This window comes from Pseudorhizobium endolithicum, from assembly GCF_902153245.2.
GTDB lineage: Bacteria > Pseudomonadota > Alphaproteobacteria > Rhizobiales > Rhizobiaceae > Neorhizobium > Neorhizobium endolithicum.
On record NZ_CABFWF030000012.1, the window covers coordinates 523,833 to 546,201 of the forward strand.

The following is a 22,369-nucleotide window of genomic DNA, read 5'->3' on the forward strand; positions in this document are numbered from 1 at the left end:
AATCGCCGTCGGCTCGGCGGGCGCTTACGGAGCCGTCCAGGCAGGGACCTACAATTCGCGCCTTCTGGTGCCGGAAGTGCTCGTGAAGGGCGGCGATTTCCATGTCGTTCGCCCGCGCGGCAGCTATGAGGACCTGATCGGTCTGGATTCGGTTCCCGCCTGGCTGGCGTGACTGCTTTTCCCGCTGCCGTTCACTTTTGCTCGAAGCTCGCGAGAAATCTGCCTGCCGCCGGGCAGGCACCCTCGTCTTCGCCATAAAGATCGCTATCTTCGAAAGCAACGGTAGCGCCGGATCGGCGCGGCCGCATGGCGCCGCCACAGGAGACGGGTCGCATGAGCATCATCCGCAAAGGGGCGTTCGACACTCTTCCGACGCTCGCCCGCCGCGTTGCCTGGAAGCGCTCCCTGGCGCGCCTCGTCCTTTTCATCGAGCGGCTCGCCCCGCGTCTCCTGCCGCTTCTCGGCCTTGCGGCACTGTTTCTCTCCGTCGCTTGGTTCGGCGTTTTCCGTTTTGTTCCGGACCTTCTCCGTTGGGGCATCGTGGCGCTGTTCGGCATCGGTCTTCTTGCCGCCCTCCTCCCGATCGCCCGCACCCGCTGGCCCGCTTCCGCCGAAGCTGACCGCCTGCTGGAGGAGCGCAACGATCTTGAGCACCAGCCGGTCGCGGTGCAGGAGGACGACCTCTCCCACGACACGCCGGTTGCGCGCGCGCTGTGGAAAGAGCACCAGATCCGCATGGCTCGGCGGATCGCAGCCCTCGATGCCGGGCTCCCGCAGCCCGATATCGCCCGGCACGACCGCTTCGCCTTGCGCGCCATTCCGGCCCTCGTTGTCGTGGCAGCCTTCGGATTTTCGTTCTCCAACGGCGCCGGTACGATCGCCGACGCTTTCCGTCCCTCGGCACCTCCGGCGGGCACGAGCCCGGACCTGCGGATCGATGCCTGGCTGACGCCTCCCTCCTATACCGGCCGTGCTCCCGTCTTCCTGACCGGCCGGGAAGCCGACGCGACCACCGCTTTCTCGCTTCCCCAGCATTCCCAGTTGACGGTCAGGCTCACCGGCGGCGATGGCGGGGAAGCCGTGACCTTCAAGCCCGTTTCGCAAGAAAAGCCCGTCCCGCTCATCAGCGAAGAATGGGCCGCTGCGCAGAAGGAAGCCGCGAAAGCCGGCGAGCAACCGCCGAGCGGTCCCGTCACCACAGCAACCGAAGGCGCTTCGTCCCTGCAGCGGCGAACCTACACGATGAAACTGGACGGCAGCGGCACGCTTGCCGTCAACGACCACTCGTGGACATTTAACGTCATACCGGACCGTCCACCGGAGATCGCCTTCGACAAGCAGCCGCGCCGGGCGGTCAACGGCGCGCTGGAAATCGGCTTTCAGGGCAAGGACGACTACGGCATCCGCGAGGCCCACGCCCTGATCGAACCGGTGGAAAGCCCGGACGCCGGCGCCTCGCCACTCTATCCTCCGCCGACATACCAGCTGGAACTGCCGAGGCGCAGCGGCGCCGAGGTCAAGGGGCTGACCAGCCGGGATCTCACGGAGCATCCCCTTTCCGGCAAACGCGTACGCATCACCCTCGTCGCAACCGACGGAGCCGGCCAGACAGGGCGCAGCCCTCCCCATGAGATGGTCCTGCCGTCCCGACCCTTTTCCGAACCCTTGGCTGCGGCCGTCGCCGAACAGCGTCAGGTCTTCGCGCTGGACACTCGCCGGATGCCCCATGCGATCGAGCTGAACGAGGCGCTGGCGCTGCGGCCGGACGAGACCATTCCGAACCTCTCCCACTTCCTCCTGATCCGCTCCGCGCTTGGCCGTATGGAGCTCGCCCGCGGCGAGGAACAGCTGAAGGCGGCGGCCGACTATCTCTGGGAGATTGCGCTCGGCATCGATGATGGGGATCTGTCGACGGCTGAGCGACGGCTTCGTGATGCGCAGAATGCCTTGAACGAAGCCCTGAAGAACGGCGCGAGCGACGAAGAGATCGCCAGACTGATGGACGAGCTTCGCCAGGCCATGCAGGAGTTCATGTCGGAGCTGGCACAGCGGATGCAGAACAGCCCGCGCGCGCCGCAGGACATGCAGGCCCAGAACGTCATCCGCCAGCGCGACCTGCAGAACATGCTCGACCAGATCGAGAATCTGGCCCGGTCCGGCAATCGCGACGCGGCCCAGCAGATGCTGTCGGAACTGCAGCGGATGATGAACAACCTGCAGGCCGGGCGGATGCCGCAGGGTCAGCAGGGCCAGCAGCAGAACAGCCAGATGCGCCAGCAGATCGACAAGCTGGGCGAGATCTTGCAGGAGCAGCAGCGCCTGATGGACGAGACGTTCAAGCTGGACCAGGCTCTGCGCGACCGCATGCAGCGGGGCGATCCCGGCCAGCAGGGCGAGCAGCCCTATGAACAGGGGCAGCAACAGCCAGGACAACAGGGGCAGCAAGGCCAACAGAGGCAGCAGGGTTCACCCACCGATCAGATGACCGCCGAACAGCTGCGGGAGGCCTTGAAGAACCTGCAGGCGCAACAGGAGGGGCTCGGCAAGAAGCTCCAGGAGTTGCAGCAGGGGCTCAAGGAGCTCGGAATGCCGCCGGGACAGGGTTTCGGAGAGGCCGAGCGCGAAATGGGCAACGCCGGAAAGGCGCTGGGTGAAGGCGAGGGCGAGCGGGCGGTTCAGGGTCAGGGCAATGCGCTCAACGCGCTGCGCCAGGGAGCCCAAAACATGATGCAACAGATGATGCAGGCCATGCAGCAGGGCCAGGGACAGGGTCAGGGCGAGGGTCCCGGCGAAGTTTCACAGGGTAACCAGAACGGCCGCGATCCCCTCGGCCGTCCCCGGGCGACCACAGGACCGGATTTCGGCGATCAGGTGAAGGTACCGAACGAGATCGACGTCCAGCAGGCACGTCGTATCCTGGAAGCCATCCGTGAAAAGCTCGGCACGGCGATACAGGAAAATCTGTTGGGACCGTCGGCCGGAGAAACCGAGCGCCGTTACCTTGAACGGCTGCTCGAAATCCGCTGACCGGCCTCAAGCCGCCTGCGGAGCGTTCGCCAGGGCTTGCGCAACTGCACGCCGGATGTCCGGAAGCGCGAACGGCTTCTGGACGACGTCGATGATCTTGGTCGCCAAGTCGTCCGCACGTTCCCGCTGCTCCGCATAGCCCGTCATCAGCAGGATCTTCAGGCTGGGATGGCGGGCGGCCGCCTGGTGCGCCAGTTCGATGCCGTCCATCACGGGCATCCGGATGTCGGAAAGCAGGAGGTCGAAATCGGCCTCGCCAAGCTTCTCCAGCCCCTCCGCGCCATCGCCGGCCTCATGGGTCTCATGACCGTCGAGGCGAAGGGCCCGCGCCACGAACATGCGCAGCGAATCCTCGTCTTCCGTGATCAGGATCTTGGCCATGGCGCTCGCTGTCTCCCGTTATGTCTCATTTCGGGAGCAAATCACCAGACTTTCCTTGTCGAGGAGTAAACGAACGACCTCGCGTCGGGCAGCATGGTTAAGGAGTTGCAGACGAAGAACTGCTAACTCTCGCCCGGCGCGTCTCCGGTCACGACCCCAACGAAGGGCAGTTCGCGGAAGGCATAGGCGACGTCCATTCCATAGCCCACCACGAAATAGTCGGGGCATTCGAAGCCGACGTAATCCGCCTCCAGCGCTTCCTTCCGCTTCACGCTCTTGTCCAGAAGCACGGCAATGGAGACATGTCTCGCACCGCGCTCGTAGAGCATGTTCTTGGCGAACAGCAGAGTTCGGCCGGACTCCAGGATATCGTCGATCAGCAGGACGTCCCGATCCTTCACGTCGCTGTCGATGTCCTTCACGATGCGCACGCCTTGGGAGACGGTCCCGGCGCCATAACTGGACAGCGTGATGAACTCCACTTCCGGCGCAAGGCCGACATCATGCAGCGCGCGGATGAGGTCGGCCGCGAAGATGAACGAGCCCTTCAGGATCGCGATGACGAGCAGGTCCTTCGTCGGTCCCTTGGCGATTTCAGCCGCAATGGCCCGGTTGCGTTCCGCGATGGCCTCTGCGTTGTAAAGCGGCTCAATGATCTTGCCGCGAACGACGGGCATGGGGCTCTCCTGGCTGGTTCCGGAAGGCCGCCGATAGCACAGTCAGGGCGCGGAAGCATCCGGCGATGCGAAGGAAAGCCGGAGTTCGGGCATTTTTCCACCGGGATGCCGTATGCGGGCGGAGAAACCATGGCTATGCCCGCCCTCCATCGTGGCAACAGGAGGCTGGATCACCGCGCCGGCGACCGTGGCGCCTTCCGTCACCAGATCGGCGTGGACCGCCGGCACCTCAAGACGCTGATCGCCATTGTTCTTGATGATCCCGGTGATCAGGAGAGCTCCCATGCCGTCTGCATCCTGGGAAGTGAGGTTGACATGGGTAAGGTCCAGCCCAGGCGCCTGCGCCGGCGCGGCATCTTCCAGGAAAAGAGAAAATCCGCCGGCCAGACCAAAGACCGCAATGAAAATGACGGCGACGACGGCCGCAAAGAAATCGGCCGACAGGCGCATGAGCCTCCGCTCCGCGGCCGCCATCCCCGCTCCGATCAGATCGATCCAGTCGCGGAGCGATCGAAAGTCCGTCAGTCGCAGGGGACGACGCTGCTGATTGCGGGTGCTCGCCGACCGGCGAACGGTTCGCGGGATGGTGACGAAACTGGCGTCCGCAACGTTCCCGGCAGCAGGGTGCGCAACGCGAACACGGACTGATCTCTGTTCGGGCGGCAGGATGTCGATGACGGTCATCCATTCCCTTTCCGGACCCTTGTTCGTCAGGCCCTGAAGTGCCGCGCTTCCGGATGTCGGAAAACTTGGCATTGAATCGAATCCTACGCAGTCGTAAATTCAAATGGTTAATGCTTCGAAAATGCGGCCCTAAAACGAGCTAATCCGGTGGCGATAGACATCGCCTGGCCCTGGTTGGCGGGGCGGTGCAACAGGGGACTCGGGTTCCATTTGATTCACTTCGAGAACGTCGGCCTCCGTTACGGGATGGGTCCGGAAATCCTTCGGGACATGACCTTCGACATCCCGAAGCGGTCGTTCCAGTTCCTCACCGGTCCCTCCGGGGCCGGCAAGACCACTCTGCTGCGCCTGCTGTTCATGTCGTTGCAGCCGACCCGCGGGCTGATCCGCATGTTCGGACGGGACCTGTCGCAGATTCCGCGCGGCGAGCTGCCGATGCTGCGCCGGCGCGTCGGCATCGTCTTCCAGGATTTCCGGCTGCTCGACCACCTGACCACCTACGAAAACGTAGCCTTGCCCCTGCGGGTCCGCGGCAAGGAGGAGAATACCTATCGCAACGATGTCATCGAGCTTCTGAAATGGGTGGGCCTCGGCGAACGCGTTAACGTCCTGCCGCCGGTTCTTTCGGGCGGCGAGAAGCAGCGGGCGGCGATCGCCCGCGCCCTGATCGACCGTCCCGAAATCCTCCTCGCCGACGAGCCCACGGGCAATGTCGATCCGCCGATGGCGCAGCGACTTCTGTCGCTTTTCCTGGAGCTCAACCGGCTGGGAACGGCCGTCGTCATCGCCACCCACGATCTCGCGCTGATGGACCAGGTTCACGCGCGCCGGATGATCCTCACCGAAGGGCGGCTCGACATCTATGAATGAGATGAGTCACCCGCAAGCCCCGCAGGCCGCCGCCGCTCGACGCACGCAGATGCGCGTACGGCCGACGGCGCCGATCCTGCCGCCTTCCAATATCCAGGGCAACGCGCTGATCGTGGTCATCGCGATCATGGCGTTTCTGGCCTGCCTGACGCTCGGCGCCGTCACCATGGTGCGCGCCACGGCCGCGAGCTGGCAAAGCCAGATTTCGCGCGAGATCACCATCCAGATCAAGCCGGCCGACGGACTGAACATGGACGAGGCGCTGCAGAAGGCGAAGGACCTTGCGCTCGGCTTCGTCGGCACGAAGGAGGGCACGATCCTCGACGACGCGGCGACCGCGCGCCTGCTGGAGCCATGGCTGGGCGCCGGGCTCGACCTTGACGAACTGCCGGTTCCCCGGCTGGTGGTCGTGACCATCGACGAGCAGAACCCGCCGGACTTCGCGGAAATGCGGGAACTCCTGGCGCTGGAACTGCCACAGGCATTCCTGGACGATCACCGGACATGGGTGGACCGGCTGGTGTCCATGGCACGGACGACGGTCCTGATCGGAACCGGTGTCCTGGTCCTCGTCTTCACCGCCATGGTCCTGACGGTCGTCTTTGCCACCCGCGGCGTGATCTCGGGTAACCGGCACATCGTGGAGGTGCTGCATTTCGTGGGGGCGGAAAGCGCCTTCGTCGCTAGGGAATTCCAGAAGCACTTCCTGAAGATCAGCCTGAAGGGATCGGCTGCCGGCAGCGCAGTCGCCGCGCTGCTGTTCGCTGTCCTCGGCCTATGGCAATCCAATGCGCGGGCAACCCCGGAGAGCGATCAGGCGACAGCTCTTTTCGGCACGTTCTCGCTCGGCTTCGAAGGCTATCTCGGCATCATGGTGACGATGATCATGATCGCCCTCCTGACCACCCTGACCGCCCGTTTCACCGTCATGCGCACGATCGACGAGATCGACCTCATCCGTTCCGATCCGGCAAGATCCGATGGCCTTCCGGCGTCGTGACATAAGGTCCGTGTCGATACAAAAACCTGTTCTCGGCGGAGGACTCGGTCTATTCACAGAATCATGAGCACGCCCCGTTCATCCAAGGACAATCGCTCGCTGGGCCCGTCCAGGCGCGCGCGCATGTCCCGCCAGCTCTTCTCCCGCCACAGCCGACTGAGGCGGATGGGGCGATGGGCGATAACCGGAGTCCTGGCGGTCGTCGCCGCCTTCGCCGGAGGCTTCCTCTGGTTTGCCGATTCCGTGGCATCGCTGCAGCCGCCGGAGGGGGTAAAGGCCGACGCCATCGTGGTGCTGACAGGGGGATACCAGCGCATAGACCAGGCCGCCGGCCTGCTTCGCGACGGCGCCGGCAAGCGTCTCCTGATCTCCGGCGCCCATCCTTCGACGAGTCCGGCGCAGATCCAGAAGATGACGCAGACGCCGCCCGACCTGTTTTCGTGCTGCGTCGACATAGGCTATGACGCGATCGACACGATCGGCAATGCCAACGAGATCTCCCGCTGGATCCACGACAACGGCTTCCGCGTCGTGCTGGTGGTGACCCAGAACTACCACATGCCCCGCAGCCTCCATGAACTGCGCAGGGTCGATCCCGTGACGGTCTATATTCCCTATCCCGTGGTCAATTCCGATCTCACCCGCAAGGCCTGGTTCGCCGAGCCCGACGTCGTTCGCATCTTGATCCAAGAATATGGAAAGGTGGTTGCGGCAACCATCCGCGACTGGACCGGGCTCGGATCGGCAAAGGGCCTTAGAACCGACGAGAAGAGCGAGGCTACCGGCTTCCGGACAATTCTCTGATCCCGCGCATCCCGTGGCTGCCGTCTTTTGTTCTCTCACGTTCTCGTGTAGGAGCCGTTGACCCACGAGGAAGTCCTGCATGCTGATGGTTCGGTCCATCCTGTTCAATATCGCGTTCTACGCGAACCTCATCATCCAGATGATCGTGCTGACGCCGGCCTATTTCATCCTGCCGCGCAAGCAGGCCTATCGCATTCCCAAGAACTGGGCTCGCTCCAATCATTGGCTGATGGAGAAGATCGTGGGAACGACCTTCGAGATCGAAGGACTGGAGAACATCCCCGAAGGCGGCTGCATCTTCGCGCCGAAGCACCAGTCCTTCTGGGATACCTTCGCGCTCCTGCCCTGGCAGAAGGATCCGGTCTACATCCTCAAGCGCGAGTTGCTGTGGATCCCGCTCTTCGGCTGGTACGTGATGAAGCAGCGGATGATCCCGGTCAACCGCGGCGCCCGCGGTAAGGTGATGGTGGCCGTCATGGAGCGGACGAAGCAGGAGATGGAGAACGGCCGCCAGCTCATCATCTATCCGGAGGGGACGCGCCGTTCCCCCGGTGCTGGGCCGGAATACCGCTACGGCATCGCGCGCATCTATCGCGACATCCAGGTGCCGGTCGTGCCGATCGCGATGCATCCCGGCCTGTTCTGGCCGCGCCGGCGCGCAGTTCGATTCCCAGGACATTTCAAGGTGCGCATCCTGCCGCCGATCGAGCCGGGCCTCGATCCCGACACCTTCTTCCAGACGCTGATCGACAGGCTCGAGAAGGCGAGCGACGAACTGCTCGTTGAGACGGTCGAGGCCAATCCGCATCTTCAACTGCCGCCAACGGCCGTGAAGCGGCTTGCCGAACTAAGGGCGGACGAATCCGAAGACCATCCCTCCTGAGGATGGTCTATGCCTCGCCGACCAGCCGGCCCACGCCCTCGAGCCAGTGGTCACGGATGCCCATTTCCCTTAGATGGGCGACAGTATTGATGACATAGGCGTAATTCGGCCCGGACTTGCCGGCAGCAAGGCGGACGATATCCGCGGCCTCCGCCACATCGAGGGCGCCAGCATATTGCAGATGTCCGCGGTCGACCACATAGCCGACCGCCTCCACACGACGGCCGTCGCCGAGCAGCACGGGCAGCAGCCGCTCCTTGTAGACATGGGTCACGAGTTCCCGCTCCCGCAGATAGTCCAGCACGTCCGGCCGATCCTCGCCGCTCACGCGGAAGGCCACGCCGCGGCAGGAGCCGCCCCGGTCGAGCCCCAGAACCAGACCAGGCCTCTCCGGCGTACCGCGATGAACGTGGGAGCGCACGCAGAGGGAACGACGGTATCCGAAAACATGGGCCTCCGATTTCTCGACATACGGAAAGCCCGGATTCCACATGAGTGAACCGTAGCCAAACACCCAAAATTCGTCCATATCCGGCGCCATGCGTTCCCGACGGCGCGTCGCATCGCACCGCATTGAAGGCCACCATTGGAGAACAACATGGCAGCGTCAAGCCGAACCCGCGTCACCCGCAAGATTTGGCTTCTCGCATTGGCCATCGTGCTGGCGATCGCGCTTTACACAGGCTGCTGGTTCTATGCGGCGTCCGAACTCAAGGAAAGGACGCTGGCCCTGCTCGGCAGCCAGGAGGCAAACGGGATTACCGTCGAATGCCCGGACGCCGAGTATCGCGGCTATCCCTTCCGCATTGGACTATTCTGCTCCAAGGTTACCGTCGACGACCGCAACAACGGCATATCCGCCACCCTGGGGGCGCTGCGATCGGCCGCACAGGTATACGATCCCGGTCATATCGTCTGGGAAGTGGATGGCCCGGCGGAGGTTCGCACCAGCCACGGGCTGACCGTCTCAACCACCTGGGACAGCCTGCAATCGAGCCTCGTCACCAACGGGCGGGGCGTCGAGCGGAGTTCCACGGTGATCCAGGGCGGCAGCACCGGCATCGTTTCGTCGGCACAGGGCCAGGCCTTCAACCTCGACAGCGAACGCAGCGAAATCCACCTGCGCCAGAACGGCGACGATCTCGACGTCGCATTGTCCCTGCTGAATGCCAGAGGAAGGGCCGAGGGACTTCCGGAACTGCTGCCCGCAATGACCGCGGTGGTCGATGCCACCCTGGTCGGACGCGCCGGCATGATCGACGGCAGCGATCCGAACGGACTTGCGCTCTACGGGACAGAAGGCGAGATGCGCCGGCTCTCCGCCGACCTCGGTGAAGGTCGCGTTGTAACCGTCACAGGCCCGTTCTCGGTCGACGAGGAAGGTTATCTTTCGGGGCGGCTGAAACTGCAGGTCGAACAGATCGACGCCTGGCGCCGCAGCCTCGCCCAGGCCTTTCCGGAAGCCGCTCCGGTGCTGCAGACGGTCGCGGGCATGCTCTCGGCTCTCAATGGCGGCGGGCAGAGTGCTTCGATCGACCTGACGATCCAGCGCGGCAAGGTCCTCGCCGGCGGTTTCATCCCCATCGGCGAGATACCGCGGCTGTGATCCTCACGTCTTCGGATCGAGCGCATGGCGCCCGAAGTCGGGCGCATCGACGTCCTGGCCTGCCTCGATGATGGAGCGGCGGATGGCGCGGGTGCGGGTGAAGAGGTCGAACAGCTTGTCGCCCTCGCCCCAGCGGATCGCCCTCTGCAGATAGGCGAGATCCTCTGAAAACCGCGCCAGCATTTCGAGGATGGCGTCGCGGTTATGCAGGCAGACGTCGCGCCACATGGTCGGATCGGACGCCGCCAGACGCGTGAAGTCGCGGAAGCCGGAGGCGGAATACTTGATGACTTCCGATTCCGTTACCGTTTCGAGATCGTCGGCGGTGCCGACGATGTTGTAGGCGATGATGTGCGGCAGGTGCGAGACTATGGCGAGCACCTTGTCGTGGTGCTGCGGGTCCATCTCGTCGATCCGCGAGCCGAGCGCCGTCCAGAAGGCCTTCAGCCGGTCGAGCGCCTGCGGATCCGTATCCGGCAGCGGCGTAAAGATGCACCAGCGGCCACGGAACAGGCCGGCAAAGCCGGCATCGGGACCGGACTTTTCCGTGCCCGCCAAGGGGTGGCCCGGAATGAAATGGACGCCTTGCGGCATGTGCGGCGTCATCTGCGCGATGACGGAGGCCTTGGTGGAACCGACATCGGTGACGATCACCCCGGGCTTGAGATTCGGGGAGATCTGCCTCGCCACCTCTTCCGAGGCGCCGACCGGCACCGATACGATCACCAGGTCCGCATCCTTCACCGCCGCGGCTGCCGAAGCCACGTAGTGGGTTCCGAGCTGGAGTTCCTCCGCGCGCCGCAGCGTCTCGGCGCTGCGCGTGGAGATTACCACCTCCTTCGCCAGACCGAGTTCCTTGACGTCGCGGGCGATGGACGAGCCTATGAGGCCTATGCCGATCAGCGCTATCCGGTCGAAACATCCCTCCGTCATGAGCTCCTGCCCATGAATTCGCCCAGGGTCTCGATGACCCCGCGGTTGGCCTCCTCGGAGCCGACTGTCATGCGCAGCGAGTTGGCAAAGCCGTAGCCCTTTACCGCCCGGAGAATATAGCCGCGGCTGGTCAGGAAGGCGTCGGCATCGTCGGCGCGCCTGCCGTCGATATCCGGAAAATGGATGAGCAGGAAATTGGTGACCGAGGGCGTGACTTTCAGGCCGATCGACTGGAAGGCATGCGTCAGCTTGTCGAGCCAGAGCATGTTATGCTCGACTGCCTTTCCGATGAAGGCCTGGTCGCGGACCGCGGCAGCGCCGGCGGCAATAGCCGGGGCATTCATGTTGAACGGGCCGCGGACCCGGTTCAGCGCGTCGATGATGGCGGCCGGCGCATACATCCAGCCGATGCGCAGCGCCGCCAGACCGTAGGCCTTGGAGAAGGTGCGCGTCATCACGACGTTGCGGCTGGTCGACACCAGTTCCAGCCCCGCCTCGTAATCGTTGCGCCGGACATATTCGGCATAGGCGGCGTCGAGCACGAGGATGACGTTCTTGGGCAGCGCCGCCTGCAGACGGCGGATCTCCGAGACCGACACATAGGTGCCCGTCGGGTTGCCGGGATTGGCGATGAAGACAATCTTCGTCTTCTCGGTCACGGCGGCCAGGATCGCGTCGACATCGACGCAGCAATCCTTCTCCTTGACGACGACCGGCTTGGCGCCGGCAGCCATGATCTGGATCTTGTAGACGAGGAAACCGTGCTCGGTGATGATGCCTTCGTCGCCGGCGCCGAGATAGACGTGGCAGAGGAGGCCCAGCAGCTCGTCCGAGCCGTTGCCGCAGAGGATGTTGGCCGGGTTCAGGCCATGCACGGCTGCGATTGCGTTTCGCAGCTCCGTCGCTTGCCCGTCCGGATAGATCTCCAGATGGTCGGCAGCTGCCTTGAATGCCTCGATCGCCTTCGGGCTGGCCCCCAGTGGCGTCTCATTGGACGAGAGCTTGAACACGCGCGCAACGCCGGGGGCATGTTCCTTGCCGGGCACATAGGCGGCTATGTCCAGTATGCCCGGACGCGGAACAGGCTCATTGACGACGATGCTCATGGAATCGACCTTCTGGAAAGACAAACCGGCGGCGGTAGTTGATCCTGTGGCATTAAAGCCGAAACCGGGCTTTGTCGAGGGTCAGGTCCTGCTCCCGCAAGCATCCGCCGCATCCCGCGTCGTCGGCACGCCCCGCGGTGCAAGAACCGGCACGAAGACCCGCCGCGAAGCCCGCGTGGCGACCGGCAGACCCTGGTAGAGGCGCTTCTGTGCCTCCACGATGATGACTCCTGAAAAGACGGGCCAGAACCGCCGTCCCATCCGCTCGATCACGTTGCGGAAACGCAGGACGGTGCGGATCTTCGACGGGGGAAAGAACAGTGCCTCGGCGCTGGCGGCCGGCGTGAAGTTCGTTTCCCGCAGCAGCGAGGTCAGCTGGCCGCGTGAATAGGGCCGGCCGGAGCCGAAGGGGGTATGTTCCATGCGCGCCCACACGCCGCGGCGGTTCGGGACCACGATCACCAGCCGCCCGCCCGGCGCCAGCACGCGCCACAACTCCTTGAGCGTCTCGCGCGGGTTCTCCGCGAACTCCAGCGAATGGACCATGAGGACGCGGTCGACCGACGAATCCGGCAACGGCAGCTCCTCGTCGAAGACGAGCGCCGTGGCCGACAGCTCGCCGGAAGGCCAGTTGACCGCCCCCTGCCCCGCCGGCATGAAGGCGAAGGTCCGCTCGGTATCGGATCGGAACCGGTCGAGATAGGGCACGGCATAGCCGAGGCCGACCAGCCGCTCCTCCGGGAGCCTCGCCCATAGCGAGGAGAGGGCGAGCGTAATGGCCTGCTCCGCCAGGCGGCCCAGCTGTGATTGATAGAACTCGCGGAGATCGACGATATCGGTGTGCATCACAAAAAAGCTAGCAGAGAGCCGTTGGACATCATAGCGGGACCATCTACATTGAACCGCGACGCCATTATTGCAACGGGGGCAGCACCATGAAGCCACTGGAAATCGAGATCTTTCAGTGCCGTAGCGACAACTATGGCGTGCTAGTGCACGATCCGGAAACGGGGCTGACAGCCTCCATCGATGCTCCGGAAGAACAGCCCGTCCTGGACGCCGCCGCCCGGCGCGGCTGGACGCTCAGCCACATCTTCACGACACATCACCACACCGATCACGTGGAGGCGAACCTCGCCCTGAAGGATCGTTTCGATCTGCAGGTCATCGGCCCGATCAACGAGGCAGTGGCCATTCCCGGCCTCGACAAGACGGTGGCGGATGGCGACGAGTTTGAGTTCGGCGCCCGCAGGGTCTGCGTCATCGAGACGCCGGGCCATACCGCAGGCCATGTCTGCTACCATTTCCCGGACGACAAGATCCTCTTTGCGGCCGATACGCTGTTTGCGCTCGGCTGCGGACGATTGTTCGAGCGCCCGGCTGCGGATATGTGGCACTCGCTGCAGAAGCTTGCGGCCCTTCCCGATGAAACCGCCGTCTATTTCGGCCACGAATACACGCTCTCCAACGCCCGCTTTGCGCTCACCATCGATCCGGACAATGCGCGTCTTCAGGAAAGGGCTCGCGACATCGATGCCGCACGGGCGGCAAACCGCTTCACCATTCCGACCACGATCGGGCTCGAGAAGGAGACGAACCCCTTCCTGCGGGCCACCGATCCTGCGATCCGCCGTCACCTGCTGATGGAAAGCCGCACCGATGAAGAGGTGTTTGCGGAGATCCGCAAGCGCAAGGACAACTTCTGACGTTCCCGCCCCATGACGATCAAGGATCCCCAGGAGATCATCCGCGCGCTCGGCATGCAGCGCCACCCGGAGGGCGGCTGGTACGCCGAAACATTTCGCGACGCCACGGGCGGTGGCCGCGGCCATTCCACCGCCATCTACTATCTGCTGCAAGCGGGTGAGCGGTCGCATTGGCACCGTGTGCGCGACGCCGCCGAAGTCTGACATTTCTATGCCGGCGATCCGTTGAGGCTCAGAATCTCGCCCGACGGCATCGCGGTGGAGACGATCACGCTGGGGCTGAACATTCCCCACGGAGAACGCCCGCAGGGCATAGTGCCGGCGGGGGCGTGGCAGGCGGCAGAACCGCTCGGCGCCTACACCCTCGTCGGCTGCACGGTTGCTCCGGGCTTCGACTTCTCCGCCTTCGAGCTTGCTCCGCCGGACTGGGAGCCCGGTTCAGCCTGAGGGCAGTCCCGCGACCGCGAGCGTGAAGACGAGTTGAGCTCCATAGTAGCTCGCCCAGACGAAGAGGCGCAGCGGACGGCCCCGCGGGCGATCGGGCGCCACCAGAAACTTCTCCGTCGCCAGCGCCGTATCGGAGAAGAGGAACAGCGCGGCACCCAGGAATATGAGAGGATCCGCCACGGCAAGAGCGGTAAGCTCCATGCTGCCGATGACGATCCCATAGACCGCGACGGGTGTCGCCAATGGCCCCGCGGGTCGCCACAGGACGAGGATGAGGGCGGGCACCAGTACTGCAAGGGCACCGGCGCAGGCCAGGCGCCACGTCTCTGACGTCACCAGTTCCGGGTCCGCCCTGGGCAGGAACAGCACGACATAGGCGATGTGCGACAGGAGGAAGGCAACGAGCCCGGCCATGAAGGCGCGCTCGCCGTCATAGGCAAGACAGAGGTCCCCGAGGGCACCGAGAAGAAGGGCTGCGACCAGCCATCCCGGCCCGTCGGCGGCGACCGCATAGATGGCGAGGAGAAGGACCGGCGCCGTCTTCATGGCCGCACGGGCATGGCCGGCGGGCTTCTCCAGGCAGCGGAAATAGGAAAGCCCCAGCAGAACCGACGCTAGCAGGAGGAGAAGCGGGATCATATGCACGACCTATTCCGCCGGTGCTGCATCCCGTCTTCGGCGCGAAACGAGCATGTCGCGCGCTGCCAGAACTGCCCCGCCGGTGATCAGCAGGCAGGCGAGCAGGATGCGCCAATCAGGCTCGGCGAACCCGCTCGCCACCAGGATCAGCGTCGAAAGAAGCGGCGCGGCATAGCTCGCAGCCCCGATGATCTGGATGTCGCCGTTCTTGACTCCGTAGTCCCAGGCATAGAAGGCGGTGCCCACCGGCAGCAGGCCAAGCCCCACCACGGCCAGCCACTGCCCGGCGTCGGCCGGCCAGACGGTCGTTTCGAGCGCGAGGTGGCAGACGAATGACAGAAGCGAGGTGGCAAGGCAGAATCCGGTGACGACATCGGTGGAGACGCGGTCGAAACTGCGCGTGAGCAGCGAATAGCCGGACCAGGTGAAGGCGCAGAGGAAGGCAGCGCCATAGCCCAGCGCATACTGGTCGTCGAAGGAGATACCGTTGCGCGACACTATCGCGACGGTGCCGGCAAGCCCGGCAAGCGCGCCCGCGACGTGATGCCACCGAAGCCTTTCCCCCGGCAGCAGCGCCGAACCCACGACGATGAACAGCGGCCAGAGATAGGCGATCAGTCCCGCCTCGACGGCCGGTGCGTTGCGTAGCGCGGTGAAGTACAGGAAATGATAGCCGAACAGGCCGGCGATCCCGGTGACCCACACCTTGGGCGGCTGCCGGAGAAGCTTCAGCCGCTGCGGCCTCGCAGCAAACAGGAGAAGCCCCGGCAGACTGCCGATGGCGAAGGTGATGGCCGAAAGCTGGAAGGGCGGCATTTTCCCCGAGGCCGCCGTCATCAAGGCCAGCAGCGACCACATCAGGATGGCCGTGAAGCCGATCAGTGTCCCGCGTACTTTCACCCTGCCCCCTCCGGGGCAAACGCCCCGTCAGCCGCCGTATCTGGCGGCTTTCACATAGACATGCCCCATGCTCGTCGGAATGCGGGCATAGACGGGAGCATATACATTCACCGATTGCGCCTTGGCAAACCAGATCTCCATCGGCGTCTTCCGGAGATGCTCGATGTCGGAGCGGCCGCGGCGGAAGCCGGACTTCGGGACGTAGCGTATCTCGCAGACGATGACTTCCCCTTCAAAGCCTTCGGTCGAGAAGCTTTCCGTCCCCTTCCGCTTGAGGATGAGGTCCATTCGCGACTCGCCGTCATAGATCGGCACGCGGCTGGGGCAGACCTTGGCATCTCCGGAGAACACCAGCCCGGTCAGCGGGTCGAGGACCGACCGCAGGTCCTCCGGTGCGACCGGCACCCAGTTCGCAGGCCGCCGCTTCGGCTCCGGCTTCATCACCGATCGGGTCACGTCCCCGTTGCGATAGGTCACCTCGTAGATGCGGGTCCGCTTGCCGGTCTTGTAGACGAGGTTGTAGCGCTCCGCTTCCAGCTTGTCTCCGCGCTTGCGGCCGGTGACACTGGTTTCCGCCGAGATCTTGCTGATGATCTCCGCCAGCCCCCACGACCGGAAGCTGCCGGTGATGCGATAGTCGCCGCTGCCGAATTCGCTGGCAAAGGACGCCTTGGCGACCGGCAGGATACCAAGCGAGATGTCATACTCGCTGACATGGCGGGTGCCGGCCGTTCCGGCTGGTCCGGCGATAAGCGAAAGCGCGAATGCAGCAGCTGGGATGGACCTACGGCGCCCGGTCATGGCTGTTTCCCGAAATGGTGAGCGCGGAGACCTCGCGTCTCCCGCAAGGAACATATAATGCCCGCACTGTGGCAAGAAAATAGCCCGCGATTGTCCTTACAGGTCGATGGGAGCGCAAAGAACCGAGGTTTTGGCTTGACGGGAGAGGCCTCACTGACTATAGAACCGCAACTTTCCAATCAGACCAGTTGGATCGGCGCGCCGGGCATTGCCCGGAAGTACCATTCGATTGCAGAAGAACAACAAAGGTGTACCCATGTCTCGTATGTGCGAACTGACCGGCAAGGGCGTTCAGACCGGCAACAACGTCAGCCACGCAAACAACAAGACGCGCCGCCGGTTCCTGCCGAACCTGTGCCACGTCACGCTGATCTCCGACGCGCTCGGCCAGCGTTTCCGCCTGCGCGTTTCGGCCCATGCCCTGCGCTCGGTCGAGCATCGTGGCGGCCTCGACGCCTTCCTGCTGAAGGCCGACGAAAACGAGCTGTCGATGCGCGCCCGTCTCCTGCGCCGCCAGATCGCCAAGAAGACCTCCGAAGCTGCAGCTGCCGCCTAAGCTTCGAACAATAATCGGTTCCGGGAGGGCTTGACGGGAAACCGCTCAGGCCCTTTGTCTTGAAGACAATCGCACTCCAACTGGTGGCATCACCCAGGATAAAAAAATGCAAGTCACACGCTATACCCTCGTCTACGCGCTGCTTATGACGGCAGTCGTCGTCTCTTCCAACTTCCTGGTGCAGTATCCGCTCAGCGGAACCCTCTGGGGGATTGCCCTCGGAGACCTGCTGACCTGGGGCGCCTTCACCTATCCCGTAGCCTTCCTCGTCACCGATCTCACCAATCGGCAGTTCGGCCCGTCGATCGCCCGCCGCGTCGTCTTCGCGGGCTTCTTTGCGGGCGTTGCCCTTTCCTTCTGGACCTCGGTTCCGCGCATCGCCATCGCCTCGGGCTCTGCCTTCCTGATTGGCCAGCTTCTCGACATCTCGGTGTTCAACCGCCTTCGCCGACAGACCTGGTGGCGGGCGCCGCTTGCAGGCTCGCTCGCCGGCTCGGCTCTCGACACGCTGCTGTTCTTCTCGCTCGCCTTCGCGCCGGCGTTCTTCGTCTTCGGCGCAAACGATCCCTTCGCGATTGAATGGGCCCCGCTCCTCGGCGTCCTGTCGCTGGAGGTTCCGCGCTGGGTTTCCTGGGCGCTGGGGGACCTGAGCGTGAAAGTGCTGGTCGGCATCGTGATGCTCCTGCCCTATGGAGCGCTGATGAGTGTGCTGAAGCCGATGCCGCCGGCCCGGGCCCCGAACTGACAGTCCTCCGCGCCCTCAGTCGACCAGCCGGAACTCCAGCATCAGATTGCGCTGGAGGAAGGAACCGTTGTCGTCGGACACGACGATGATGCGAACCTCGCCGTTCTCACCGCAGAGGACGTCGATACCTTCCATATTGTCGATCTCGGCGCCCATGTCGGCCTCGATCAGCACATCCCCGTCTACCACCGCTCCCGGCCGGATCGAGCTTGCCGCTATGCGTCGCATGCGCATGCCGACACCGGCCACGTAGCTGAACCTGCGCTCCAGCAGGACGAGGTCCCCACCGGGCAGGAACGCTCCGTCGGTCACCGCCCACGGCTCCTGCCTTGCCACCGTGAAGATACCCTTGTGCGGACCGTCCAGGATCGCCGCGAACAGGTTTCCGTCGCCGTCTATGCTCTGCTCGGCCACCGCCACCAGCGCTCCGGCCAGAGGTCCGTCCACCGGCGATGCCGCGATGGTTTCGATACCGCCATTGGCGCGCAACTCCCGCCGGGGGATCACCATGTCGATCGGCTCCGGCTTCCCGTTCTGAAATACGGGATCGGGATAGGCATCGATCCGGTGCCGCCGCTCGTAGCTGACCACCAACCGGCCCGGCTGCAGCGCGAGCCCTTCTGAATCCATGTCGAACTTGGAGGAGCTACGGCCTCTCTGGTCGAGCATAGGCGCGATGGAAACGGAGGAGAGACCTGACAGCCGGCCTTCCGCGTCGCGCTCGATGGCGCCCGTCATCCAGTCACCGGTGTCGAGCACGGCGACGAAATCGCGGCCGTTCGGCCGGAAACGGATGGCGGACACGCCGCCGATCCTGCCACCCGCGGAGTTATACTGCAGACCTCCGACGAATTCCAACGCGCCGAAGCGTGCCTCTTCCGAGCCCGCCTTGAACTGTCGGATGACCTTGGCTTCGACGGCCGCATGGCCGGTGGCGCGCGCGATGGGAAAGACGAGCAGCGACGCAAATACCGGTGCAAGAAGCAGGCTCCGGCGCATTGTACGGAAGTCCGTCACCCGGCGCGCCGCATCCTGGCTCCGCCCTGGCTGCCGTTCTCCTCGAACAAAGCCGCAAGTTGCTCCGTCATGGCGCCTGCAAGCTCGTCCGCATCGACGATGGTGACCGCCTTGCGATAATAGCGGGTCACGTCGTGGCCGATGCCGATCGCCAGAAGCTCGACCGGCGAGCGCATCTCGATCTGCTCGATGACGGCGCGCAGGTGCCGCTCCAGGTAATTGCCTGGATTGACCGAAAGGGTGGAGTCATCGACCGGTGCGCCGTCCGAAATCATCATCAGGATCTTGCGCTGCTCCGGCCGGCCGATCAGGCGGTTGTGCGCCCACATCAGCGCTTCGCCGTCGATGTTCTCCTTGAGCAGGCCTTCGCGCATCATCAGCCCGAGATTGCGGCGCGAGCGGCGCCAGGGTGCATCGGCCGACTTGTAGACGATATGGCGCAGATCGTTGAGGCGGCCGGGATTGGCCGGCTTGCCGTTCGCCAGCCAGGTCTCGCGCGATTGCCCGCCCTTCCAGGCCTTGGTGGTGAAGCCGAGGATCTCGACCTTCACGCCGCAACGCTCCAGCGTGCGTGCGAGAATATCGGCGCAGGTTGCCGCCACGGTGATCGGCCGCCCGCGCATGGAGCCGGAATTGTCGAGGACCAGTGAGACCACCGTGTCCCGGAACTGCGTATCCCGCTCCTTCTTGAAGGAAAGCGGCTGCATGGGGTCGATGATAAGACGGACGAGCCTTGCGGGGTCGAGGTAGCCCTCTTCGAGATCGAAGTCCCAGGAGCGGTTCTGCTGCGCCATCAGCCGCCGCTGCAGGCGGTTCGCCAGCCGGCCGACAGCGCCCTGCAAATGCGCCAGCTGCTTGTCCAGGAACGCGCGGAGGCGGTCGAGCTCCGCCTCGTCGCAGAGCTCCTCCGCAAGGACCTCCTCGTCGAACTCCTGCGTGAAAATGCGGTAATCGACCTTTTCGTTGAAGTCGTCGAACGGCGTATGCGGCCGGCGCGTTTCGCCGGGCGTCTCGGAATGGTCGTCCGCCTCGTCCGACATGTCGTCGTCGGACATCTCGGCGCCGTCCATTTCGCCTTCGTCCATCTCGTCGTCGGCGGCGTCGCTCTGCTCGGCAGGAGCGGCGTCGGAGCCCGCCTCTTCCTCGACCTCCTCGTTTTCGCTCTCGTTGCTGCGGGGTTGCTCGTCGTCGTTCGGGTTTTCCATTTCCTCGGGATCGGTATCCTCGTCCCCGAGGTCTTCCGCCATCTGCATGGACGAAAGCATGTGCCGCACGAGTTTCGCGAAGGCCTGCTGATCCTCGATCGCGCCTTTCAGGCTGTCCAGATCCGCCCCGGCCTTCTCCTCGATGAACGGACGCCAGAGATCGAGCACCTTGCCGGCACTTTCCGGAACCTTGGTGCCGGCGAGCTTTTCGCGCACCAGCATCGCCATGGCTTCCGCGAGCGGCGCATCCTCCTTGCGTTCGACGCCGGTGAAGTTCGCCTTGGCGTATTTTTCCGAATTCATCGAGTTGAGGTTTGCGGCGACGCCGCTCATGCGCAACGCGCCGAGGGATTCGACGCGAGCCTGCTCGACGGCATCGAAAACGGTTCGGGCGTCGGCGCCCTGGGGTGAAAGGGTGGCGTGGACACCGGTGTCGTGGCAGGCCACCCGCAGCGCCATGGAATCGCCGAGGCCGCGGGTGACCGCCAGTTCATGGGCCGTTGGCCGCTTTGAAATATCCGGCAACCGTATGCGCTCGCCCGCCATTCCGGGCCGCTCATTGGCAAAAGTCACCTCGACTTCGCTGTCGCCGGCGATCGAGCGGACACAACCGGTGATCGCCCGGCGCAACGGCTCGGTATCCACCGGTCCGCCCGACCTGCCCTTCTGGTTGTCTCCCGGTCCCGCCATCTCAGCTCTCGCCTCAGGCGCCGAGGACGATGTTTGCCGCGCTTTCCTTCAGTTCGACGCCGAAGGCGCGCTGGTACTGCTCGGCCACCAGCGTCCGCTCCAGCTCGTCGCACTTGTTGAGGAAGGTGATGCGGAAGGCGAAGGCGACATCACCGAAGATCTCGGCGTTCTCCGCCCAGGTGATGACGGTACGCGGGCTCATGACCGTGGAAAGGTCGCCGTTCATGAAGGCGGAGCGCGTCAGGTCGGCAACGCGGACCATCTTGGAAACCGTGTCGCGGCCCTCGGCCGTCTTGCCGAAGCTCTTCACCTTGGCGGCGACGATATCGACTTCCTTGTCGTGGGGCAGGTAGTTGAGCGTCGTGACGATCGACCAGCGGTCCATCTGCGCCTGGTTGATCTGTTGCGTGCCGTGATAGAGGCCGGTCGTGTCGCCGAGGCCGACCGTATTGGCGGTCGCGAACAGGCGGAAGGCGGGGTGCGGACGGATCACGCGGCTCTGGTCGAGCAGCGTCAGGCGGCCGGACGATTCCAGCACGCGCTGGATGACGAACATGACGTCCGGGCGGCCGGCATCGTATTCGTCGAAGACGAGCGCGACATTGTGCTGATAGGCCCAGGGCAGGATGCCGTCCTTGAATTCGGTGACCTGCTTGCCGTCCTTCAGGACGATCGCGTCCTTCCCGACGAGGTCGATGCGGCTGACATGGCTGTCGAGGTTGACGCGCACACAGGGCCAGTTCAGGCGGGCCGCGACCTGTTCGATATGGGTGGACTTGCCGGTCCCATGGAAGCCGGAGACCATGACGCGGCGGTTATGGGCGAAGCCGGCGAGGATGGCGAGCGTGGTGTCGCGATCGAAGAGATAGTCGGGGTCGAGATCGGGGACATAAGGGTCGCCGTTGCTATAGGCCGGCACCGTGATGTCGGTATCGATGCCGAAGACTTCCCGAACCGAAATCGTGGTGTCGGGAAGGTTAGAAATATCAAGATCGATCTTGCTCATTATCTCTCCAAGGCGCGAGCCACCGCCCGGCCGCCATATCCTCTGCCGTTCGTCGTATCGCTTAGCAGAAACCGGCTTGCTTCAACAACTGATATGCTTGGATTACGGCGCGAAAACGTTCCTCGGATCCGCGGTCGCCGCCATTGGCATCGGGATGATGCTTCTTCACCAACTGCTTGTATCGGCTCTTGATCTCGTCCGACGTGGCGCTCGCCGTCAGGTCCAGGGTATCGAAGGCCTTTGCTTCAAGGGTCTTGAGCTTGCGTGCCTGCGGCCGCGGCCGCGATCCATGACCCTGGGCGACGAAGCCGAACGGATCCCTGATCCTGCTGTTGTTCATGCTGCCCGCGCCAGAGCGCAGGGTGGAGTGCAGCGGCGCGTGCTTCGAAGCCTTGTTCACTCCCATCGTCCAGGTCGGGCGATGTCCGGTAATCGCTTCCTTCTGATAGCGCGCGATCTCCCCGTCGGACAGGCCGGAAAAATAGTTGTAGCCCTTGTTGTATTCCTTGACGTGTTCGAAGCAGAAAAGGAAGAACTGCCCTTCTGCGTTACGTCCGACAGGAGCGCGATGGACGCCCGGCCTGTCGCATCCGTCCCACTGGCATGCCGGAGCCTCGACCGCAGTTTCCTGCTGGCTCTTCCGGCGCGTCCGAATTCGATCGAAGTATTTGGAATCCAGTTTCATA

General features: G+C 64.1%; 23 protein-coding genes and 2 pseudogenes. 11 read left to right on the plus strand and 14 right to left on the minus strand.

Translation table 11 applies throughout. The annotated features are described in order from the left end of the window. Positions 1–172, plus strand: a pseudogene (locus tag RTCK_RS12410) (diaminopimelate decarboxylase); the annotation flags it as partial. A gap of 161 nt (positions 173–333) precedes the next feature. After that, a complete protein-coding gene (locus RTCK_RS12415) occupies positions 334–3,027 on the plus strand; it encodes a TIGR02302 family protein (protein ID WP_235988678.1) in 2,694 nt (897 codons plus the stop codon). Between the two features lie 6 nt (positions 3,028–3,033). On the opposite strand, the gene RTCK_RS12420 is transcribed toward RTCK_RS12415, so the two are convergent. The 3 genes from RTCK_RS12420 to RTCK_RS12430 all read right to left on the minus strand — a co-directional run bounded on the left by RTCK_RS12420 (position 3,034) and on the right by RTCK_RS12430 (position 4,769). Then, positions 3,034–3,408 carry a response regulator gene (locus RTCK_RS12420; RefSeq protein WP_142522739.1) on the minus strand — a complete coding sequence of 125 codons (375 nt, stop codon included), beginning with the start codon at positions 3,406–3,408 and terminating at the stop codon, positions 3,034–3,036. A 122-nt stretch (positions 3,409–3,530) separates the two neighbouring features. Then, on the minus strand, positions 3,531–4,085 hold the full coding sequence (gene hpt / locus RTCK_RS12425; RefSeq protein ID WP_142522738.1) for a hypoxanthine phosphoribosyltransferase: 555 nt from the start codon (positions 4,083–4,085) through the stop codon (positions 3,531–3,533). A 42-nt stretch (positions 4,086–4,127) separates the two neighbouring features. Next, positions 4,128–4,769, minus strand: a complete 642-nt coding sequence (locus RTCK_RS12430; RefSeq protein ID WP_142593013.1) for a DUF3426 domain-containing protein — start codon at positions 4,767–4,769, stop codon at positions 4,128–4,130. Positions 4,770–4,979: 210 nt separating this feature from the next. Here RTCK_RS12430 and ftsE point away from each other — a divergent pair, with 210 nt between their 5' ends. The 4 genes from ftsE to RTCK_RS12450 all read left to right on the plus strand — a co-directional run bounded on the left by ftsE (position 4,980) and on the right by RTCK_RS12450 (position 8,326). Then, positions 4,980–5,639 carry a cell division ATP-binding protein FtsE gene (gene ftsE / locus RTCK_RS12435; RefSeq protein WP_142522736.1) on the plus strand — a complete coding sequence of 220 codons (660 nt, stop codon included), beginning with the start codon at positions 4,980–4,982 and terminating at the stop codon, positions 5,637–5,639. Then, on the plus strand, positions 5,632–6,639 hold the full coding sequence (locus RTCK_RS12440) for a cell division protein FtsX (RefSeq protein WP_142593014.1): 1,008 nt from the start codon (positions 5,632–5,634) through the stop codon (positions 6,637–6,639). Before ftsE ends, RTCK_RS12440 begins: the two co-directional genes overlap by 8 nt. Positions 6,640–6,762: 123 nt before the next feature. After that, a complete protein-coding gene (locus RTCK_RS12445; protein WP_142522734.1) occupies positions 6,763–7,443 on the plus strand; it encodes a YdcF family protein in 681 nt (226 codons plus the stop codon). 79 nt (positions 7,444–7,522) lie between these two features. Further along, positions 7,523–8,326: a lysophospholipid acyltransferase family protein gene (locus tag RTCK_RS12450; RefSeq protein ID WP_142593015.1), complete on the plus strand. Its 804-nt coding sequence runs from the start codon at positions 7,523–7,525 to the stop codon at positions 8,324–8,326. Positions 8,327–8,333: 7 nt separating this feature from the next. On the opposite strand, the gene RTCK_RS12455 is transcribed toward RTCK_RS12450, so the two are convergent. After that, complete coding sequence (locus RTCK_RS12455; RefSeq protein WP_142522732.1) at positions 8,334–8,867, minus strand: gamma-glutamylcyclotransferase; 534 nt, start codon at positions 8,865–8,867, stop codon at positions 8,334–8,336. Positions 8,868–8,924: 57 nt separating this feature from the next. Between RTCK_RS12455 and RTCK_RS12460 the strand changes: the two genes are divergently transcribed. After that, positions 8,925–9,932, plus strand: a complete 1,008-nt coding sequence (locus RTCK_RS12460) for a DUF2125 domain-containing protein (protein ID WP_142593016.1) — start codon at positions 8,925–8,927, stop codon at positions 9,930–9,932. 3 nt (positions 9,933–9,935) lie between these two features. On the opposite strand, the gene RTCK_RS12465 is transcribed toward RTCK_RS12460, so the two are convergent. The 3 genes from RTCK_RS12465 to RTCK_RS12475 all read right to left on the minus strand — a co-directional run bounded on the left by RTCK_RS12465 (position 9,936) and on the right by RTCK_RS12475 (position 12,817). Next, entirely contained in the window at positions 9,936–10,865 is a 930-nt protein-coding gene (locus tag RTCK_RS12465; protein ID WP_142593017.1) for a prephenate/arogenate dehydrogenase family protein, read from the minus strand. Next, positions 10,862–11,971 (minus strand): histidinol-phosphate transaminase, encoded by a 1,110-nt coding sequence (hisC, locus tag RTCK_RS12470; RefSeq protein WP_142593018.1) that lies wholly within the window; start codon positions 11,969–11,971, stop codon positions 10,862–10,864. The genes RTCK_RS12465 and hisC overlap by 4 nt, the downstream gene beginning before the upstream one ends. An 81-nt stretch (positions 11,972–12,052) precedes the next feature. Next, the gene (locus RTCK_RS12475; protein WP_142522728.1) at positions 12,053–12,817 is read right to left on the minus strand and encodes a class I SAM-dependent methyltransferase; all 765 of its coding nucleotides are present in this window, start codon (positions 12,815–12,817) and stop codon (positions 12,053–12,055) included. Between the two features lie 89 nt (positions 12,818–12,906). On the opposite strand from RTCK_RS12475, the gene gloB reads away from it, so the two are divergent. Further along, on the plus strand, positions 12,907–13,677 hold the full coding sequence (gloB, locus tag RTCK_RS12480; RefSeq protein WP_142522727.1) for a hydroxyacylglutathione hydrolase: 771 nt from the start codon (positions 12,907–12,909) through the stop codon (positions 13,675–13,677). A gap of 12 nt (positions 13,678–13,689) precedes the next feature. After that, a pseudogene (locus RTCK_RS12485) lies at positions 13,690–14,124 on the plus strand (cupin domain-containing protein). On the opposite strand, the gene RTCK_RS12490 reads toward RTCK_RS12485, so the two are convergent. Genes RTCK_RS12490 through RTCK_RS12500 form a run of 3 tightly spaced genes read right to left on the minus strand, consistent with a single transcriptional unit; the run spans position 14,116 to position 16,464 of the window. Continuing rightward, positions 14,116–14,763 (minus strand): lysoplasmalogenase, encoded by a 648-nt coding sequence (locus RTCK_RS12490; RefSeq protein WP_142593019.1) that lies wholly within the window; start codon positions 14,761–14,763, stop codon positions 14,116–14,118. The pseudogene RTCK_RS12485 and the gene RTCK_RS12490 sit on opposite strands and share 9 nt — an antisense overlap. Before the next feature lie 9 nt (positions 14,764–14,772). After that, positions 14,773–15,663, minus strand: a complete 891-nt coding sequence (gene yddG / locus RTCK_RS12495; RefSeq protein ID WP_142593020.1) for an aromatic amino acid exporter YddG — start codon at positions 15,661–15,663, stop codon at positions 14,773–14,775. A 27-nt stretch (positions 15,664–15,690) separates the two neighbouring features. Continuing rightward, positions 15,691–16,464 carry a DUF3108 domain-containing protein gene (locus tag RTCK_RS12500; protein WP_142593021.1) on the minus strand — a complete coding sequence of 258 codons (774 nt, stop codon included), beginning with the start codon at positions 16,462–16,464 and terminating at the stop codon, positions 15,691–15,693. Between the two features lie 256 nt (positions 16,465–16,720). Between RTCK_RS12500 and rpmB the strand changes: the two genes are divergently transcribed. Together rpmB and RTCK_RS12510 are read left to right on the plus strand one after the other, a co-directional pair. Further along, positions 16,721–17,020, plus strand: a complete 300-nt coding sequence (gene rpmB / locus RTCK_RS12505; protein ID WP_142522722.1) for a 50S ribosomal protein L28 — start codon at positions 16,721–16,723, stop codon at positions 17,018–17,020. Between the two features lie 106 nt (positions 17,021–17,126). Beyond that, entirely contained in the window at positions 17,127–17,765 is a 639-nt protein-coding gene (locus tag RTCK_RS12510; protein WP_142593022.1) for a VUT family protein, read from the plus strand. Between the two features lie 15 nt (positions 17,766–17,780). Here RTCK_RS12510 and RTCK_RS12515 read toward each other — a convergent pair whose 3' ends face one another. The 4 genes from RTCK_RS12515 to RTCK_RS12530 all read right to left on the minus strand — a co-directional run bounded on the left by RTCK_RS12515 (position 17,781) and on the right by RTCK_RS12530 (position 22,368). Next, entirely contained in the window at positions 17,781–18,764 is a 984-nt protein-coding gene (locus tag RTCK_RS12515; RefSeq protein ID WP_142593023.1) for an esterase-like activity of phytase family protein, read from the minus strand. A gap of 14 nt (positions 18,765–18,778) precedes the next feature. Continuing rightward, positions 18,779–20,677, minus strand: coding sequence for a cobaltochelatase subunit CobT (gene cobT / locus RTCK_RS12520; protein WP_142522719.1), 1,899 nt, complete (start codon positions 20,675–20,677; stop codon positions 18,779–18,781). A gap of 13 nt (positions 20,678–20,690) precedes the next feature. After that, on the minus strand, positions 20,691–21,683 hold the full coding sequence (gene cobS, locus RTCK_RS12525; protein ID WP_142593024.1) for a cobaltochelatase subunit CobS: 993 nt from the start codon (positions 21,681–21,683) through the stop codon (positions 20,691–20,693). Positions 21,684–21,744: 61 nt separating this feature from the next. After that, on the minus strand, positions 21,745–22,368 hold the full coding sequence (locus RTCK_RS12530) for a J domain-containing protein (protein WP_142593025.1): 624 nt from the start codon (positions 22,366–22,368) through the stop codon (positions 21,745–21,747). Position 22,369 lies beyond the last annotated feature (1 nt).